We start from the raw sequence: 16,632 nt of genomic DNA, 5'->3' as shown, positions 1-16,632 counted from the left end.
TGCCTTTCTAAGAAATTATATGCTACTTATTCATAGGATATACATTAACTTTGTTTTCAGGCAAATTAAATAAATTAATTACTGCCTGCCTAATCCTAAGTTCTGTGATTTTCACACCTGATCCTTCTGCCACTACGCACACGCCAGTAATAACTGGCTTTATTTTTTTTACAATTAAAGGCGAGGTCGCATTTCCATCACTCGACATAACCACAGTGCTACCATTATTGTCTTGAGTTATATTCCTTGTTCCACCAGTTGTATCATCTTCTTTTGTAACACTCTTTGAGTCATTAACATTTACTGCAGGAACACTTTCCTCACCACTCTCAGAGTAGATCATCACTTGTACCTTTCCAACCCCTTCAATTCCTTCAAGAGTTAGTTTAAGTTCACTCTCTAGCTGTGATTCATAATCGGTCACTGCGGCGGTGTTACTTACCTTCGCAGCCGCACTTTTTTGTGTTGCGGTATTTATTGTAGCCTGAGTAGTTGAAGTTGACTTTGATGACTTAAATGAACTACTTGCCAATACTATTACAACTGCCACCAAAATTAGTAATACTATATTTCCTAATATTTTATCGGATTTTTTGCTTTTATCTTTTTTATTCTTTTCATTCCCACTATTAAGTTTTGTTTTAATAAATTCAGTAATTTTATTAAGCAAATTATCATTGTTCATAGAAATCCCCTTCCTTTCTTATATATACCAATTAATACTCCTATGTTCTATGAATTCACTTTATAAACAGTAATGACATCATCAGATATTTTAAGCTTACTACTTAAAAGCTTCTTTATTTGTTTGCCTTGAGTGTTTGTTAAAACATTTTTATTAGAAGCATCCACACTTTTAGTATCAATTTTTATATTTTCAACTCTTTGAACCCCACTATCAACAACTTCAATTTTTACATTATTAATATTGAAAACTCCCTTTTTACTATCATAAACAACATCTACATTAGCATTGTACTTATTTTCCGGATAAGTTCCTTCCAAGTTTGTAATGCATTCTTTTTGTAAATTTTCTTTAAAATTTTCTGTTGTATTTACTATATTAGTTTCTTTATACTTCTTCATATCTGAAACTTGAGTACTCCCCTCCATGTAACTTGTTGCTTTACTAGAATAAGAATTCAAATCAAAGTCCTTATCAAAAAATTTTATTATAGGGTTTATTATTACAACAATCAACATTAAACCCATAACAAATTTAGCATATTTTTTCATGTTGTTGTCTGGCAAAATCATCTCTACCGCAGTAATAAAAAATATAGCAACAGTAATATTAGTTACCCAGACTTTTAATAGATCAATCAAATTATCACCACCTCCTTTATTATTAAATGAATATTTGAGAATAATTATAATTATCTATTCTAGATATTATCCTGATATTATACCTTTTCCAGTGGATGCTACTATTGCAACCATTATGAAAAACATTACACTTACCGATATTACGCAAGACATTAAAAGAAGAATAGAATCCCCTACTGAATTTATACACTCTACTGTTCGGTTGTCACTTATTGGTTCAATTAATGCAGCTGCTGCCTTATATAAAAACGCCATAATCAAAAGTTTTATAATAGGTAATAATACTATTACCATAAGTACAATTAATCCAAGCCCACTTATTGCACTTTTTAAAAGGAGTGAGTATCCAGCTACTGTAGAAATTGCATCAGATAAACATTTCCCAACTACAGGTACAAATGTATCTACCGCAAATTTTGCAGTTTTTATAGTAACTTGATCTAAAGTTTTTGCTGCAATGCTTCGTATAGTAATTACCGCAATAAATACTGTCATTATTATTCCTTGTATCCAAATAGCCGTTTGTTTTAAAAGTTTTGTTAAACTTTTTATTTTATAGTCACTAGATATGCTGGAAACAAACTGTAAAACGAAACTCATAAATATTACAGGAATAATAATATCTACATATATTCTAGAACTTACCGTTGCAAAACCCATAATTACAGGATCAAGAAGTGTTGCTTCTGCAAATCCTCCAACACTTGCAAGTAGCATCATTAAAACCGGAATAAGAGCTGCCATAAAATTTGACATACTAACAATAGTGTTTTTAGCAAGCTCTGCTACTACATAAAAGCTTTTGGTTATCATTACAATCATTACCCCATAACACGCAAGATAAGCAATATTTGATAAACTATCTCGACTAAATGCGCTTTGAAGATTATTAAGCATTGCACAAATTATAGCAATAATCATAAGGCTCCCTATTAATTCCATACACGCAATAACTTCTTTAAATGTGTAACTAATAATGAAACTTGAGGTTTTCTTAAAACTTAACCCATTATCACCAGTTTTTATAAATTGTTCTACAAAAGTTTGTGGCTGCATATCGTTAAATATTTCATATTGAGATTTTACATTAGATATATAGTCATATAAATTATTTATTTCACTTTGCTGTGCTTCCCCTATCTTACCTACCTCAGTAGCTTGTACACTAATAGGCACGAATAATAAAAATAATAGGACTAGTAAAATCATTTTAATATTAAAATTCTTCATATAATGTTTCTTCGTATCGTATCTCTTAATTATAATCTGTGATATTTTCTTCATCCTACACCTCTACATTATTTTCAAAATAGATTGCATTACTGCCATTAAAATTGGTATTGCTAAAACTAATATAAATATTTTCCCAGCAAATTCAACTTTACCTGCTATATTACTCTGACCAGCATCCCTACAAATTTCACTACAAAAAGATGCTAAATATGCGATTCCCAATATCTTGAAAACTGTATTTAGATAGACAACATCAATATTGGCTTTGTTTGCTAATGTTTGTAAAAATCCCATTATTATGGTAAGTTTATTTATCATAAATAAAAATATCAATATTCCTGCTGCTATACTAACTTGAATAGCTAAATCATCTCTTCTGCCTTTAAATATAAGCACAATAAATAATGCCACGAAAGCGAATGCAACAATTTTAATTATTTCCATAACATCCTCCTCGACAACAACATCCAATAAATAAACGTTTCTCCTTCTTAAAATATGTTTATTTTAAAATTGGAACAAAGTTTTTACAGAAGTAAACAGTTTGTTTACTAAATTTATTACCATCATGAGAATTATTATTACTCCAGCCAAATTTGCAACTACTGCGATGTCATCCTTTCCTCCACTTTTTAAAATTTTATCTATAATAATGATTAGGATACCTGTTGCCCCTATTTTAAACAGTAAACTAACATCTAACACCTAAAAACCTCCTTCCTATATTAATGCTATTACAAGCATTGCCCCAAAAGAAAAACCTAAACATCTATACATTTTTATATTCTTATTCATATATTCTTCAGATGTTGTAATTTGTTTTTTTAAATTTGATATAGTAAGTAAAAACATACTATTTTGACCTTGGATATCAGATTCTCCAAGTGTTTTTGATAAATCCAAGATAACATTTATATCATCAGAATTTATATACAGCTTTTCTTTTGTTAAATCTATTGCACTATTCATAGCCGCGTAAACATTCTCATATTCGTTGTTAGTTAACAATTCACTTGTTTTATTAAATAGTTCTTTTATTGGCTCTTTACTTTTTTCTGAAATACTTTTGAAGGCATCCGGCAAAAGAGCATGTACATAAGTTATCTCATTTTGAAGTTGATAAACGGCTCTTTGAATTTCTTTCAGCTGAAAAACCCTATATTTTAACCTTTCACTATATATAAATCCAGCCATAGTTGAAGCCACTAAGATTACAACACATCCAATTGTTTTAATCATATTACGACCTCCATACATCTATGCCCTTAGTAAAATCATAAATACGTTCTATCGTTCCAATTCCTTTTTTATTACTAAGCACTATTCCCCTACTAAATACGTAATTATCAACAATATCTTTAAATACTAATCTTTTATACAAATCTTCAATTCCAAAACCGTGAATAGTCGTAATTAAACTAATTCCAGAATTTAATGCCATTAAAATACTTTCCATATCATTTTGAGTACCTATCTCATCACAAACTATCACATCAGGTGACATACTTCTAATTGCCATCATAATTCCTTGACTCTTAGGGCAATTATCAAGCACATCAGTCCGCACTCCAACATCCATTTGTGGTATTCCTTTAAACGAACCCGCAATCTCTGAACGCTCATCTATTATAGACACATTTTTCCCTCTAAACCCTTTACCCATATTTCCCTGTGAAATCTGCCTCGAAATATCCCTAATTAGCGTTGTTTTCCCACATTTAGGAGGTGATATAATTATTGTATTGTATATCGAATTATTATTTACAATATATGGTATTACCTTGTCAGCACATCCAATAATTTCTTTACATGCTCTTATATTTATGGATGAAATATCTTTAATAGTTTTAATGCTATTATTTTCAATAACACAAATCCCACATAATCCCACTCTGTGTCCGCCTTTTATAGTTATATACCCTTGCCGTATCTCATCTTCAAAAGCATATATGGAGTAATTGCTTATCCTCTGCATTATGTATTTTAAATCTTCTGGAGTTGCAATATATTCCCAGACTTTTTCTTTACTGCCAATATGAATAAACACAGGCTTGTTCACTTTTACTCTAATCTCTTCTAGTTGTTGCACATTATCAACTTTTTCAAGAATGTTTCTAATAGTTTTAGGTAATATTTCAAATAAATCTTTTGTAACTAACATTTTCTCATCCTCCCATATATAATTTGTATTTCACAATCCAGTAAAATATTCCATATAAATTAAAACATATTATTTAAATTCGGAATCATTCCCATACTATATGTATTAGTTCACAAAAAAAGAACAAAAAAAAAGAACCGGCATCGGTTCTTCTTAATATAAATTTAAACTCTTAACATATAATCGCCATTTCTAGTATCTATTCTTATTGTTTCACCTTCATTGACGAACATTGGCACTTGAATGATTGCTCCTGTTTCTACAGTAGCTGGTTTTGTTACACTTGAAGATGTATTACCTTTAACGCCTGGTTCAGTGCTTGTTATAAGTAATTCTACAAAGTTTGGAGCTTCTACTGAGAAAGCTTCATCCTTATAAAATTTTATTATAGCAAACATGTTTTCTTTTAAGTATTTTATTGCCTCTTCAACTTTTTCGTAATTAAGTGGTATTTGTTCAAAAGTTTCTTGATCCATGAAGTAGTATAGTCCGTCAGCTGCATATAAATATTGCATCTCTTTTCTTTCTATAACTGCCTCTTGTAATTTTGTAGTAGGATTAAATGTTTTTTCTGTAACCCCTGAGTTTATAACGTTTCTTAACTTAGTTCTAACAAATGCTGCTCCCTTACCTGGTTTTACATGTAAAAAATCTATAACTGTGTAAACTTGTCCACCTTCATCAAATGTTGTTCCTTTTCTTATATCGCCTGCTGAAATCATTAAGTATCCCTCCAAAATTTATAAATAATTCAATTAACCCATTTATATTATAACCTTATTAGGTAAATTAATACCAATCATTACGTTTGCAGTCCACTAAATATAAACATTACAGTGGAACAATGTTATTTTATCAAAACTTAAGGATATTTGCAAATATAAATATATATTATTTGAATAATTTTATGTAGTTTCTATAAGTATACCATTTAAAGTCTATATATTTTTAAAAAACTTAATTAAAACATCCGCTCCCTTTAATCAATCGGATGTTTTAATAAATCATTTGTTTTTTTTAAAATCAATACTTATATTGGTGATTTTAGTATCTTTATGAATAATAATTTTATTTATATTTAATAGATTTTTACTTTTATTTACTTTAACTAATGAACTATATAATAAATTTAAATCTCCTTTATAATTGACTTCAACACTACATTTTTCATTTTCCATCATATTGAAAGTCTCAACCTTAAAATCTTTGTTTTTACCTAAACATTCTAAAATATCACTATACCCAAATTTCTCAACACTTTTCTTTTGATTCACAATGACACTATTAGTTACTTTATCATCTTTGTATATTATAAATTTGTTTTTAACTGTGATATATTCAAAACATAAAATAACCATTACCATTACTAGTATACCTAACGCCCATTTAGCCTGTCGATTTTTATACATCTTATACCTCGCATTTAATATTAACGATAAATTTGTTTTTATCTATAATACTCGTGGTTAATCTTTTTACGGAGTATTTATTCTCTATGCAACTTATTACCTTAATATATTCTTCGTAGTTTTCAACTTCTATATTCATTTCAAAGTTATTATCTGTTATTGTAATATCCTTGTAATTTAAACCATTTTCTTTGAAAAAATTATTTATTTTGTTATATTTTGAAATGATAACAACATGTTTTGTCGTTGCCACAATACCAATGTTGTTTTTAGGGTTATTAATTTTTCCATCTATGTTACCTGTCTTGTTTATTATATTTAATATAACCACTAGCAAAATAATATCAATAATAAAAACTACCATAATCACTATTTTAATTGCCTTCATTTTTGTTTTATTCTTTTTATCAATATACCAATTAGGAATAAATGCATTTTTCATCATAATTACCTACCCCTTTAATATTATATATTTCAGCAAGTCTTCTCTCTTTAACTCATCTAATATTTTATGAGGTAATTCTAGATATTTAAATTCTTTAATATCTGATTCAATATCTAATTGTGATATATTGGAATAATATATTTTTTCGCAAGCTTTTGCATAATAATTATATTGTTCTAAAAATTCATTCATAGATTTTGAAAATTTTGATAAAAAAACTTCCTCGATACCTACACTATTATTAGCTACAATCTCATTGTTATTGCATATTAAATAATATAAATTATTATTATAATAAAAAACCATTATATAATTTTTTTCATTAATTTTACTAGAATAGAAGTTTTTAAAGCAAAATTGAATTAAATTTACTTTCTTTAATTTAACATTATTATGAACACTATTCTCTAAAATATCTAAATTATTTCCTTTTAAACAAAAAACTAATATTTCCATATTGGTTTTATCCTCTTTAATTAACTTATAAGTAAATGAAATATGATCTATATCCTTATAATAATATCTTAATTCATTTTTAATCATATCATTAACTAAATATTTTTTAACCTTTGGCAAAGTGACTAGTCTTATGTATACTGTTTCGCCTTCAACCAGGACATATAAATTTTTGTTTCTTATATTAATCTGAAAATCTTTTACATTGGTGACATCTTTATAATATGTATTTTCATTATCAATATTGTATACTTTATTAAAAATAACATGTTTTGAAAATTCTACACTTGAAAATTTTTGCTTGGAAACCTCTAGAAATATATTCTTTCTAAACTTCATTTTTCACTCCCTTATTTCTTAAGATATTCAGTTCTTTTAAATATCAACTTAAATTTTTCATCAATCTCCTCTAATATATAATAATCATGTCTATAGTTTAGCTGATCATATACAGTAGTAAAATCAAATTCATTTGTTATATCACTGTAAGTAACCAAAGCCTTACCATACTTTACGCAACTGCTTAAAGTATTAAACAAAAGCTTATTTACTCCTACCTCACTTATTTTTATTTCATTTTGTTTTATGTATTTGAAAAATAAAGTCATTAAATATTCTTTGTCTCTTTGATAATTATCATCTTTTAACACATGGTTTTTATTACTTGTTGAATATTTCATCTCTGACAGTTGAACATCAAATACATACATCATGATAGTTAAACAAACAAGTCCTACCAAGATAGTATAAATTAATATAAATCCTTTTTTAGTTCGCATTTTCTATAACCAAACACCTCTCAATACTTTGGCCATTATACCAAAGTATTTTTATATAAATATTTTTTCCAGATTTTATTGCAACAAACGCTTTAACATCATCTATTATTGCACTTTCAGATTGAATATCTTCTCCACCATAAAGAATATAAAGATTACTATTAACAAGTTTTATATCCTTTTTACTGATATCTTTCGAATTTATTTTACCTATTTTTTTATAATAATCTATCTTAATAATATTTTTATCAGTTTTTACTTGCGTAACATTCTGATTAACTTCTTTTTCTATTATAAATATGGCATCATTTAAATAATTGAAACCCTTGTTTTCTGATACATTACTTTTGTAGGTTTTTACATAAGATATAAATATACCATCTACTACTCCAAGCATTAAAATCACCAAAGCCATAACAATTATTATTTCTACAAGTGTGAATCCCTTTTTAATCATTCATAACAACCTTTATAGAAGTTACACTGAATCTCATCCAGTTCTTTTGTTTTCCCAGTATGCAACAAAAGCTTCAATTTATAAACATTTAATCCATCATTTGATATCGTCAACTCTATATATGGAATCTTAGTTGGCCTAGAGTTTGTAAAAACATATATAATATCTGTTTTACTTTTGTCAAAATTCATATCTTCTTTATTTACAAAAAAACTTTTGTTTTCCTCTAACTTCTTTAATTTTTCAAACGTCATTGAGTATATAATATTATTTTTTATAGCTTCCATTATAGTCACATCACTATTTATATTATTTATATCGTTTTTCATATTAATAGAAGCTCTATCAAATGACATCATACAAATAAAAATAATGGAAAATACACCAAGGCTGCATAATACCTCAACTAATGTAAATCCTTTTTTACTTAACTGAAACATAATCTGAACCAACTTTCTTTTTTATTTCAATAAATTTTGAAGCAACTCTTATTGTGATTTTATATTCATCCAAATTATTATCTTTTAGATATATTGAGCCTGAAGTATCGCTATACCCATCTTTTTCAATTGAAAATCCTCTTTTTTCATCATTCCATATAACTTGCTTCATAGTTATTTTATTTGATAACAACTGTTTGCTTACCATACTAGCCTCTACAACTAACTTTATCTCATTTCTCGGTACATCAAAAGTTATAATTCCACTGCAATCATTTTCTCTGCAATACATTTTAGAATTATTAATAAAACTTACAATAGAATTACAAGAATAATCAGCATCCACTTTATTTTTGATTGTATTGTAATATTTTACAGACACAACACTAACGCCGCCAATTATACCCATAATAGATAATACTAAAATCATCTCAATTAAGGTGAATCCTCTACGCATAAATCTTCCTCTCATATTCTCTTAGAATTATATTTTTCATTACTATATTTATATGACATTACACCTTACCTGCAGAGTCCATAACATTTAGCATAGGCAGCATTACTGCTAATATTATTACTCCAATCATAATACCCAAAAATATTATTAAAATTGGCTCAAGTAATACCGTTGCCTTATCTACATTTTCCTGTGCATCCTCATAAAAGATATCTGCAGCAGTTAAGAACATTCCATCTAAAGTTCCAGTTTCCTCACCTATTTTTATCATAGCAACAAAAAATTGTGGAAATAAATTCATTGCATTTATTGAACTTGATAAATCTTCTCCTTTTTCTATACCATTAAAAACTATTTTAAGCTTTAACTTAAAATACCTATCCCCTATAACATCATTGATTATTTCAAATGCTCTAATTAACCCAACTCCACTACTTAGTAGTATATTAAGTCCTCTAGAAAACCTTGTATATATAATTTTTCTGTACACTGGTCCTAATATTGGGCACACAAATAAAAATTTACCAAAAATAATCTTTCCTCTTTCAGTCCTTATGTATCCTAATAAAATAAAAACTACAACTGAGCTACCTAATAAAATCCATAATAAATTGTGACGAAGAAAACTGCTTGTTCCTAGAACTATTTTTGTTATTAGTGGGATTTCCGCATCAAGAGAAATAAGATTTGTAATAAACACTGGAATTACCTTTATCATCAAAATCATAGATACTATCATTAATGTTATGAATACCGTAAATGGATAAATCATTGAATTAGTAAATTTTTTTAGTAGTTTATGCTCTTTTTCATAGTACTCAGATAACTCTTCTAAAATTATATCAAGTCTACCGCTCTCCTCCCCCAAATAAATCATATTTATCATAAACTCAGGATACACATTTATAGTCTTCTTCATACTTTCATGGAGTGAATTACCCTTTTGTACATTTTCGCAAATATCAATTAAGCTCTTCTTTATGGACTTATTAGTCATTTGCTCATTAAGTAAATGAAGAATATCACATATTGAAATACCAGCTTTAATACATAATGAAAATTGTTTACAGAACATTGATATTGTTTTCAAACTAGGTTTGCTGGAAATTTTACTTTTTTCTTTTATAGTTCTACTTTTAATTAAATATATTTCTTTTTCACGTAGACCTAAAGCTAATTCTTCAGTACTATCACTTTGCGCACTTCCCTTTATTAAAACTCCCTTTGATGTTTTAGCTCTATATTTATATCTCATGTTATGTCCACCTATTACCCGTCTTTTTAAATTTGTTCTAGGAATACCTTACTTAAAATTATAGCTATAAGTAGCATTTACAAATTCTTCTATTGATGTTATGCCATTAAGCACTAACTCTTTACAACTATCCTTAAGTGAACCCGACTTATTTTCATTACAATATTTCCAAAGCTCATCGCTTATTCCATTTCTTACTATAATTGATCTATGCTTGCTATCTAGTTCTAACAACTCATATATTACTGTTCTCCCTTTATATCCCGTTTCATAACACTTAGTGCAGCCGACTGCACTGTATGTTTTCTCTCCTCCCTTGAATCCTAAATGTTCAAATTCCTCATTAATAACTTTATATTCCACCTTACAATAAGGACATAGCTTTCTCACTAACCTCTGAGCCAATACTATAACTAATGAATCCGCAACTAAATATGATGGAATACCCATGTCTATTAACCTTGATATTGAAGACGTTGCGCCATTGGTATGAAGAGTTGAAATTACCAGATGTCCAGTTATAGAGGCTCTTACAGCTATTTTTGCAGTCTCCTCATCTCTTATCTCCCCAATCATTATAAGGTCAGGATCCTGCCTTAAAATGCTTCTAAGCCCTATTGAAAAAGTAAGTCCCGCTTTGTTGTTTACGTTTACTTGGTTAATTCCAGGCATATTATATTCTATTGGATCCTCTATTGTAATTATATTTTTAGTTTTACTGTTAATTTCATTTAGTAGCGCATATAATGTTGTTGATTTTCCACTTCCTGTAGGTCCTGCGACTATTATCATTCCATTAGAAAGTTTTAAAGCACTTTTTAAAAGAGTTACTTTCTCCTTACTAAAACCTAATGAGTCCAAATTAATGAATCTTTCGACTTTGTATAAAACCCTTATAACTAACTTCTCTCCATACATTGTAGGCAATGAAGATACTCTAAAGTCATAATCTATACCATCTATATTTTCTGTCATCTTCCCATCTAGCGGAGTTAATTTTGTAGCTATATCCATATTAGCCATTATTTTTAATCTAGTACATAATGATTTATATACATTTTTAGGAATTTTATTTATTTCATTTAAAATTCCATCTACCCTCAATCGAATTAAAGCAAAATCCTTAAAAGGCTCTAAATGAATATCACTAGCCTCTGCATTTATGGCCCTCTTTAACAAGGAATTCGTTATCCTTATAACCGGAGCATCCTGAGCCCCCAATGTAGAATGTCGTTCTTCATTGTTTTGTTTGATTTCTAAAATATATTCTTTTTCCATCTCCTCAACTGCAACATTTACAATTTGTTTTACATAACAGTTCTCAATGGCCTCTTCAATATGACTAGTAATATCGAAAAACACTTTAATTTTTTTATTTGTTATAAATTTTAGTTCATCAATAACTGTTATTTCAAATGGATTTGAAAAAGCAACACGTACCTCATTATTGCTATCATTAAATGGTATTAAACTGTACCTAGTAGCTACCTCCTTTGATATTAAATTAAAAGCTTCATCATTTATACATATAGATTCTAAATCGATATAAGGTATGCCAAAATTAATCTCTAATACCGAAATAAGTTTCTTTTTATCTATTTTTGTATCATTCATAATAATTTGCTCTTCGCTACACCTATTTAAAAGTGAACCTTCCTTTACTTCTTTGTATTGACTTATAGTAATAATTTTCTTATCTAATAATATTTGGAGCAAATTTTTTTTCATGGTATTTTACCTCTCTTGATACGTAAAATTTATAAAGGATATCCTATTTGTAAGCATTGTCAATTTCAGAAATTATATTCACTTATGCAGAAATAATTTCCATAAAAAAAACAACTGTACTATTTTTAAATAGACAGTTGTATATAATTTAACTTATTGGAAATTGCCCTTTGAAAACATTTTCTGCTGGCCCTTCCATTAGAACCTCTCCATTAACAATTTCTATATTAAGCATTCCACCAGGAACTTGAACTTTGACTTTTGCCTCGGTATATCCAAGTCTATTTGATGCTACCACTGCTGCACAACTACCAGTACCGCATGCAAGAGTTGGTCCTGCTCCCCTTTCCCAAGTCTTAACTTTTATCATGTTTTTATCCACAATTTCACAAAAGTTTACATTTGTCTTTTGTGGAAATAGACAGTTATTCTCAATAAATTTCCCCGTACTAACGTCATAATCTTGGAGTTTTCCAAAAACAACGGTATGTGGTACTCCCATAAGTAATGATGTAATATAATAGTCCCTATTATTAGTGTTTAACTTCTTATTTATTATTTCGACAGATGATAAAGCTGGGATGCTTATAGGATTAAAATTATATTTTCCCATATTTATGGTAACACCTTTAAACACTCCATCACATACAGATATACTTGCAAGTTTTACTCCATCACCAGTTTCGATTTTTATATTTTCCCCTAATATGTATTTTTTTTCAAAGATATATTTAGCGAAACATCTAATACCATTTCCACACATAGAAGCATAAGACCCATCAGCATTCATTATTATCATCCGAATATCTGCTATAGTACTTTTTCTAACCACCAAAATTCCATCAGCACCTATTCCATAATGCCTATTACAAAGTTTTTTAGCCAGCACTCCTAGATCATTATATTTTTCATCTAAATCTTCAATAACAATAAAGTCATTTCCTGTTCCCTGCATTTTAGTAAAATTTAAAATTTCCATATAACTCCTCCTTTTATATTCATATACCGTGACTTTTCATTAATTTTCTTTAATGGTATACTATTATTAGTAGTTTATCTAATATTTCGCTTATACATAAATATCTAATATTTTAATATTATTAAATGTTAAGCGTGATGTGAAGTTTATCTAAAGAACAATATATTATATATAACAGTATATAATATATTGTATTATTTACAAAGCATAAATAAAAATTATAATGATAAAACAAACTGAAAGGATGATATATATATGGCATTGGATGGAATTTTTTTATCTAGCCTCATTAAGGAAATAAAAGATGTAATCATAGATTGTAGAGTTGATAAAGTAACCCAACCAGAGAAAGATGAAATCATACTAAGTTTCAAAAAAAATAGGAAAGTACATAAATTGCTAATAAGTTCAGGCGCTAATTATCCTAGAATTCACTTTACAGACTTTAACCTAGAAAACCCAAAACAAGCCCCTATATTTTGCATGGTTCTAAGAAAATATTTAAATACAGCCACTGTCTTAGATGTTAAACAACTAAATTCAGATAGGTTACTAGTTATTGACTTTAAAAGCAGTGACGAATTAGGCTTTGATAGTATGTACTCATTAGTAATTGAAATAATGGGTAGACATAGCAATATCAGTCTCGTTCGGACTCGTGATAATATAATTATGGATAGCATTAAACATGTTGGCGCAGATGTCAATAGTTTTCGTGTTTTATATACCGGTGTTGAATACATTTACCCACCAGCCTCTACAAAATTAGATGCTTTTAATTTTGAGTATGATGAATTTTACAAATATATAACTACAAAAGACATACAATTCACTGATAAATTTTTTACAGGTACTTTCACAGGCGTAAGTTCAAACCTTTCCTCAGAACTTGTGTATAGATACCTCGCTAAAAATACTGATTTTAACTTAGAAAACGCTAAAAACATATATAATTTTGCAACAGACCTTTTTAAAAACATGCATGAAAATATATTTTTAGCAAGCTATGCTAAAAATGGTGTATTAAAAGATTTTCATTCTTTTGAGCTTACCTCACTAAAAGATAACGAGATAGAAAAATTTGATTCACCTTCTAAGCTTATCGAAACTTTTTATTTTCGTAAAGACAAACATGATAGATTAAACGCTAAAAGCTCTAACCTTCAAAAAATAGTTAATACAAACATTAGTCGTTGTGACAAAAAAATAAGAATACTTAATGCAACTTTAAAAGACTGTTCCACTAAAGGTACTTATAAATTGCAGGGTGAACTCCTAACTGCAAATATATACTCACTTAAAAAAGGCGACAAATTTGCAAATCTTGTTAATTATTACAGTGACAATGGTGAATGTATTAAAATCAAACTTGATGAGCATAAAACTCCATCACAAAATGTACAACACTATTATAAAAAATACAATAAATTTAAAATAGGCGAAGAAATGGCTCTAATTCAAATGAAGCTTACAGAAAATGAATTAAAATATCTTCATTCAGTCTTTACCAACATATTAAATGTAGATAACTATAGTGGAATAGAAGATATTAAAAATGAACTAGTAGAAACTGAGTATATTAAAATAAAAAAACACGGTAAAACTAAAAAAGTAAAACCAACCAAACCCAGACACTTCATGTCAAGTGATGGCATTGATATTTATGTTGGTAGAAATAATATTCAAAATGATCTTTTAACTTTAAAATTTGCCAATAAAAACGATATGTGGCTCCACACCAAAGATATACCTGGTTCTCATGTTATTATTAAAAACATTGGTGATATCCCAGAAAACACTCTACTTGAAGCAGGGAATTTATCAGCATTTTATAGTAAGTCCAAAAATTCTTCAAGTGTGCCGGTGGATTATACGCAAGTAAGGAATGTAAAGAAACCCTCAGGAGCAAAACCTGGAATGGTTATTTACACAACAAATAAAACTATATATATAACTCCTGTTGAAAGTACTTTAAAACGAATAGAATAAAATGTGTGTGAAAGTTCTCCTGGCGTTACTTAAAATAAGAACTTAAATCGTGAAATTCTATTAACAAATTCTAATTTTTTTCAAATATAAAATTCTCTATCACTCACATTCGCCTTCCTGGCTCAGGTTCGCTAGCCTGCCATCCTAGCAGGCTTACGAGAATTTTTTATTGGAAAAATAAGAATTTATAAATTGAATTTCAATGTTTTTTCGCTACTTATTGTAAGCAACTTAGGAGAAATCTCATACTATTATGCAGTATTTAAATATATATAAACGATGGCAGAAAGAAAAAATAATAGCTCTCAATAATCCCCACAAAAAAATCTTTTAGCCGTTAGGCTGCATATGTGGTAAACAACATCAATTGATATTGTGCTACATTCAGGATATCCATATATGCTTAATATAATAATACCCACATCTATAAATTCAACATCAGATTTGTTGATAAATAAGAATCATTCAACCCTTCTGTTTTTATAATAATATTCTTTATCACGTTCATCTATAGTTCTTAAAACATGACATGGATTTCCTACAGCAATTACATTTTCAGGAATATCATGAGTAACAACACTTCCAGCACCTATAACAGAATTATTCCCAATAGTGATGCCTGGTAAAATCACTACATTAGAGCCAATCCATACATCGTTACCAATTCTTACTGGAATTGAAAATTGATTACCTGGTCTGCGAAGAATTGAGTCAACAGGATGTCCTGTTGGTGTTATTGTAACATTAGGTGCTATCATTACATGCTTACCTATATAAACATCAACATCATCTACAATTACCAAATTGAAATTAGCATAAAAATAGTCACCAATATGCACGTTTGTACCATACGCCATATGAACTGGTGGTTCAATCCAAATATTCTCACCCATATCGCCCAATAATTTTTTTAGCAAATCTTTCATTTTTATTTCTTCACTTGGATGTGTGTGATTATACTCATATAATAACTCTTTACACCTTGTACGTTCCTCTTCAAGACCCTCTCCAGCATCTATATACAACATACCATTTTTCATTTTCTCTCTAATTGTCATAATAACCTCCATAACTTATAAAATTCATTTAAATTAATGCTTAATATTTTGTAAATAACCTTTACTTTGATATTTATTACGATTACAGAACAACTTATAAATAGATTGTACCATTTAACTAAATGAAATCCAGCATTTTTTTATTAAATATTGGTAATTTATTTCTTCAAAATATATAAATAGTTTCTAATTCATTTACCAAAATAGAAAAAAGATAAGACAAAGAGTATATTATACATATACCCCCAGTCTTATCTTTATTGAAAACTCCTCATACCATTCCAACAGTCGGATATCTCTTCCTTATCCCTTGACCTCCCTCTAAGACATACATAATATTATGACTTTCTTCGGAAGTGACTTGAAATAAGAAGAGCAGAAAAAATTGAAATTTAATTTAGAAATTCTTGTTTTGTAAATGGAAAATTCTCGTAAGCCTGACAGGATGCATGACAATTAA

Annotated in this window: 20 protein-coding genes; 1 reads left to right on the top strand and 19 read right to left on the bottom strand. The window is 28.4% G+C overall.

Annotated features, from left to right (window positions below; genetic code table 11):
* Positions 1–22 precede the first annotated feature (22 nt).
* From spoIIIAG to dapF, 18 genes are all read right to left on the bottom strand, one after another.
* Entirely contained in the window at positions 23–685 is a 663-nt protein-coding gene (spoIIIAG, locus tag Q0649_RS03440; RefSeq protein ID WP_298837352.1) for a stage III sporulation protein AG, read from the bottom strand.
* Positions 686–732: 47 nt separating this feature from the next.
* The gene (spoIIIAF, locus tag Q0649_RS03435; protein ID WP_298837349.1) at positions 733–1,326 is read right to left on the bottom strand and encodes a stage III sporulation protein AF; all 594 of its coding nucleotides are present in this window, start codon (positions 1,324–1,326) and stop codon (positions 733–735) included.
* Positions 1,327–1,392: 66 nt separating this feature from the next.
* Positions 1,393–2,556: a stage III sporulation protein AE gene (gene spoIIIAE / locus Q0649_RS03430; RefSeq protein WP_298837361.1), complete on the bottom strand. Its 1,164-nt coding sequence runs from the start codon at positions 2,554–2,556 to the stop codon at positions 1,393–1,395.
* 63 nt (positions 2,557–2,619) lie between these two features.
* The gene (gene spoIIIAD, locus Q0649_RS03425) at positions 2,620–3,003 is read right to left on the bottom strand and encodes a stage III sporulation protein AD (RefSeq protein WP_298837346.1); all 384 of its coding nucleotides are present in this window, start codon (positions 3,001–3,003) and stop codon (positions 2,620–2,622) included.
* Between the two features lie 63 nt (positions 3,004–3,066).
* Positions 3,067–3,264: a stage III sporulation protein AC gene (gene spoIIIAC / locus Q0649_RS03420; RefSeq protein WP_216122484.1), complete on the bottom strand. Its 198-nt coding sequence runs from the start codon at positions 3,262–3,264 to the stop codon at positions 3,067–3,069.
* 15 nt (positions 3,265–3,279) lie between these two features.
* The gene (gene spoIIIAB / locus Q0649_RS03415; protein ID WP_298837332.1) at positions 3,280–3,798 is read right to left on the bottom strand and encodes a stage III sporulation protein SpoIIIAB; all 519 of its coding nucleotides are present in this window, start codon (positions 3,796–3,798) and stop codon (positions 3,280–3,282) included.
* A gap of 1 nt (position 3,799) precedes the next feature.
* The gene (gene spoIIIAA / locus Q0649_RS03410) at positions 3,800–4,720 is read right to left on the bottom strand and encodes a stage III sporulation protein AA (protein WP_298837329.1); all 921 of its coding nucleotides are present in this window, start codon (positions 4,718–4,720) and stop codon (positions 3,800–3,802) included.
* A 164-nt stretch (positions 4,721–4,884) separates the two neighbouring features.
* A complete protein-coding gene (efp, locus tag Q0649_RS03405; RefSeq protein ID WP_071613316.1) occupies positions 4,885–5,442 on the bottom strand; it encodes an elongation factor P in 558 nt (185 codons plus the stop codon).
* A gap of 282 nt (positions 5,443–5,724) precedes the next feature.
* The gene (locus Q0649_RS03400) at positions 5,725–6,129 is read right to left on the bottom strand and encodes a hypothetical protein (RefSeq protein ID WP_298837301.1); all 405 of its coding nucleotides are present in this window, start codon (positions 6,127–6,129) and stop codon (positions 5,725–5,727) included.
* Position 6,130: 1 nt separating this feature from the next.
* Positions 6,131–6,574, bottom strand: coding sequence for a hypothetical protein (locus Q0649_RS03395; RefSeq protein WP_298837298.1), 444 nt, complete (start codon positions 6,572–6,574; stop codon positions 6,131–6,133).
* Positions 6,575–6,580: 6 nt separating this feature from the next.
* On the bottom strand, positions 6,581–7,369 hold the full coding sequence (locus Q0649_RS03390; RefSeq protein WP_298837296.1) for a hypothetical protein: 789 nt from the start codon (positions 7,367–7,369) through the stop codon (positions 6,581–6,583).
* 11 nt (positions 7,370–7,380) lie between these two features.
* Complete coding sequence (locus tag Q0649_RS03385) at positions 7,381–7,809, bottom strand: hypothetical protein (RefSeq protein WP_298837293.1); 429 nt, start codon at positions 7,807–7,809, stop codon at positions 7,381–7,383.
* The gene (locus Q0649_RS03380) at positions 7,799–8,266 is read right to left on the bottom strand and encodes a type II secretion system protein (protein ID WP_298837290.1); all 468 of its coding nucleotides are present in this window, start codon (positions 8,264–8,266) and stop codon (positions 7,799–7,801) included. Before Q0649_RS03380 ends, Q0649_RS03385 begins: the two co-directional genes overlap by 11 nt.
* On the bottom strand, positions 8,263–8,706 hold the full coding sequence (locus Q0649_RS03375) for a type II secretion system protein (protein ID WP_298837287.1): 444 nt from the start codon (positions 8,704–8,706) through the stop codon (positions 8,263–8,265). The genes Q0649_RS03380 and Q0649_RS03375 overlap by 4 nt, the downstream gene beginning before the upstream one ends.
* The gene (locus tag Q0649_RS03370) at positions 8,690–9,163 is read right to left on the bottom strand and encodes a type II secretion system protein (RefSeq protein WP_298837285.1); all 474 of its coding nucleotides are present in this window, start codon (positions 9,161–9,163) and stop codon (positions 8,690–8,692) included. The genes Q0649_RS03375 and Q0649_RS03370 overlap by 17 nt, the downstream gene beginning before the upstream one ends.
* Positions 9,164–9,221: 58 nt before the next feature.
* Entirely contained in the window at positions 9,222–10,418 is a 1,197-nt protein-coding gene (locus tag Q0649_RS03365) for a type II secretion system F family protein (protein ID WP_298837283.1), read from the bottom strand.
* Positions 10,419–10,466: 48 nt separating this feature from the next.
* On the bottom strand, positions 10,467–12,146 hold the full coding sequence (locus Q0649_RS03360) for a GspE/PulE family protein (protein ID WP_298837280.1): 1,680 nt from the start codon (positions 12,144–12,146) through the stop codon (positions 10,467–10,469).
* A 148-nt stretch (positions 12,147–12,294) separates the two neighbouring features.
* A complete protein-coding gene (gene dapF, locus Q0649_RS03355) occupies positions 12,295–13,125 on the bottom strand; it encodes a diaminopimelate epimerase (protein ID WP_298837279.1) in 831 nt (276 codons plus the stop codon).
* A gap of 255 nt (positions 13,126–13,380) precedes the next feature.
* Here dapF and Q0649_RS03350 point away from each other — a divergent pair, with 255 nt between their 5' ends.
* A complete protein-coding gene (locus Q0649_RS03350) occupies positions 13,381–15,114 on the top strand; it encodes an NFACT family protein (RefSeq protein ID WP_298837277.1) in 1,734 nt (577 codons plus the stop codon).
* Positions 15,115–15,575: 461 nt separating this feature from the next.
* Here Q0649_RS03350 and Q0649_RS03345 read toward each other — a convergent pair whose 3' ends face one another.
* The gene (locus Q0649_RS03345; RefSeq protein WP_298837275.1) at positions 15,576–16,172 is read right to left on the bottom strand and encodes a maltose acetyltransferase domain-containing protein; all 597 of its coding nucleotides are present in this window, start codon (positions 16,170–16,172) and stop codon (positions 15,576–15,578) included.
* Positions 16,173–16,632 lie beyond the last annotated feature (460 nt).

Source organism: uncultured Clostridium sp., from assembly GCF_937920395.1.
Taxonomy (GTDB): Bacteria; Bacillota; Clostridia; order Clostridiales; family Clostridiaceae; genus Clostridium_AD.
The sequence above is the reverse complement of the archived record's forward strand: the minus strand, read 5'-3'. Positions and strand labels throughout refer to the sequence as shown.

Coding starts and splice junctions, on each gene's coding strand:
- spoIIIAG (WP_298837352.1), bottom strand. CDS start 685: ATGAACAATGATAATTTGCTTAATAAAATTACTGAATTTATTAAAACA.
- spoIIIAE (WP_298837361.1), bottom strand. CDS start 2,556: ATGAAGAATTTTAATATTAAAATGATTTTACTAGTCCTATTATTTTTA.
- spoIIIAD (WP_298837346.1), bottom strand. CDS start 3,003: ATGGAAATAATTAAAATTGTTGCATTCGCTTTCGTGGCATTATTTATT.
- spoIIIAB (WP_298837332.1), bottom strand. CDS start 3,798: ATGATTAAAACAATTGGATGTGTTGTAATCTTAGTGGCTTCAACTATG.
- spoIIIAA (WP_298837329.1), bottom strand. CDS start 4,720: ATGTTAGTTACAAAAGATTTATTTGAAATATTACCTAAAACTATTAGA.
- efp (WP_071613316.1), bottom strand. CDS start 5,442: ATGATTTCAGCAGGCGATATAAGAAAAGGAACAACATTTGATGAAGGT.
- Q0649_RS03400 (WP_298837301.1), bottom strand. CDS start 6,129: ATGTATAAAAATCGACAGGCTAAATGGGCGTTAGGTATACTAGTAATG.
- Q0649_RS03395 (WP_298837298.1), bottom strand. CDS start 6,574: ATGATGAAAAATGCATTTATTCCTAATTGGTATATTGATAAAAAGAAT.
- Q0649_RS03390 (WP_298837296.1), bottom strand. CDS start 7,369: ATGAAGTTTAGAAAGAATATATTTCTAGAGGTTTCCAAGCAAAAATTT.
- Q0649_RS03385 (WP_298837293.1), bottom strand. CDS start 7,809: ATGCGAACTAAAAAAGGATTTATATTAATTTATACTATCTTGGTAGGA.
- Q0649_RS03380 (WP_298837290.1), bottom strand. CDS start 8,266: ATGATTAAAAAGGGATTCACACTTGTAGAAATAATAATTGTTATGGCT.
- Q0649_RS03375 (WP_298837287.1), bottom strand. CDS start 8,706: ATGTTTCAGTTAAGTAAAAAAGGATTTACATTAGTTGAGGTATTATGC.
- Q0649_RS03370 (WP_298837285.1), bottom strand. CDS start 9,163: ATGCGTAGAGGATTCACCTTAATTGAGATGATTTTAGTATTATCTATT.
- Q0649_RS03365 (WP_298837283.1), bottom strand. CDS start 10,418: ATGAGATATAAATATAGAGCTAAAACATCAAAGGGAGTTTTAATAAAG.
- Q0649_RS03360 (WP_298837280.1), bottom strand. CDS start 12,146: ATGAAAAAAAATTTGCTCCAAATATTATTAGATAAGAAAATTATTACT.
- dapF (WP_298837279.1), bottom strand. CDS start 13,125: ATGGAAATTTTAAATTTTACTAAAATGCAGGGAACAGGAAATGACTTT.
- Q0649_RS03350 (WP_298837277.1), top strand. CDS start 13,381: ATGGCATTGGATGGAATTTTTTTATCTAGCCTCATTAAGGAAATAAAA.
- Q0649_RS03345 (WP_298837275.1), bottom strand. CDS start 16,172: ATGACAATTAGAGAGAAAATGAAAAATGGTATGTTGTATATAGATGCT.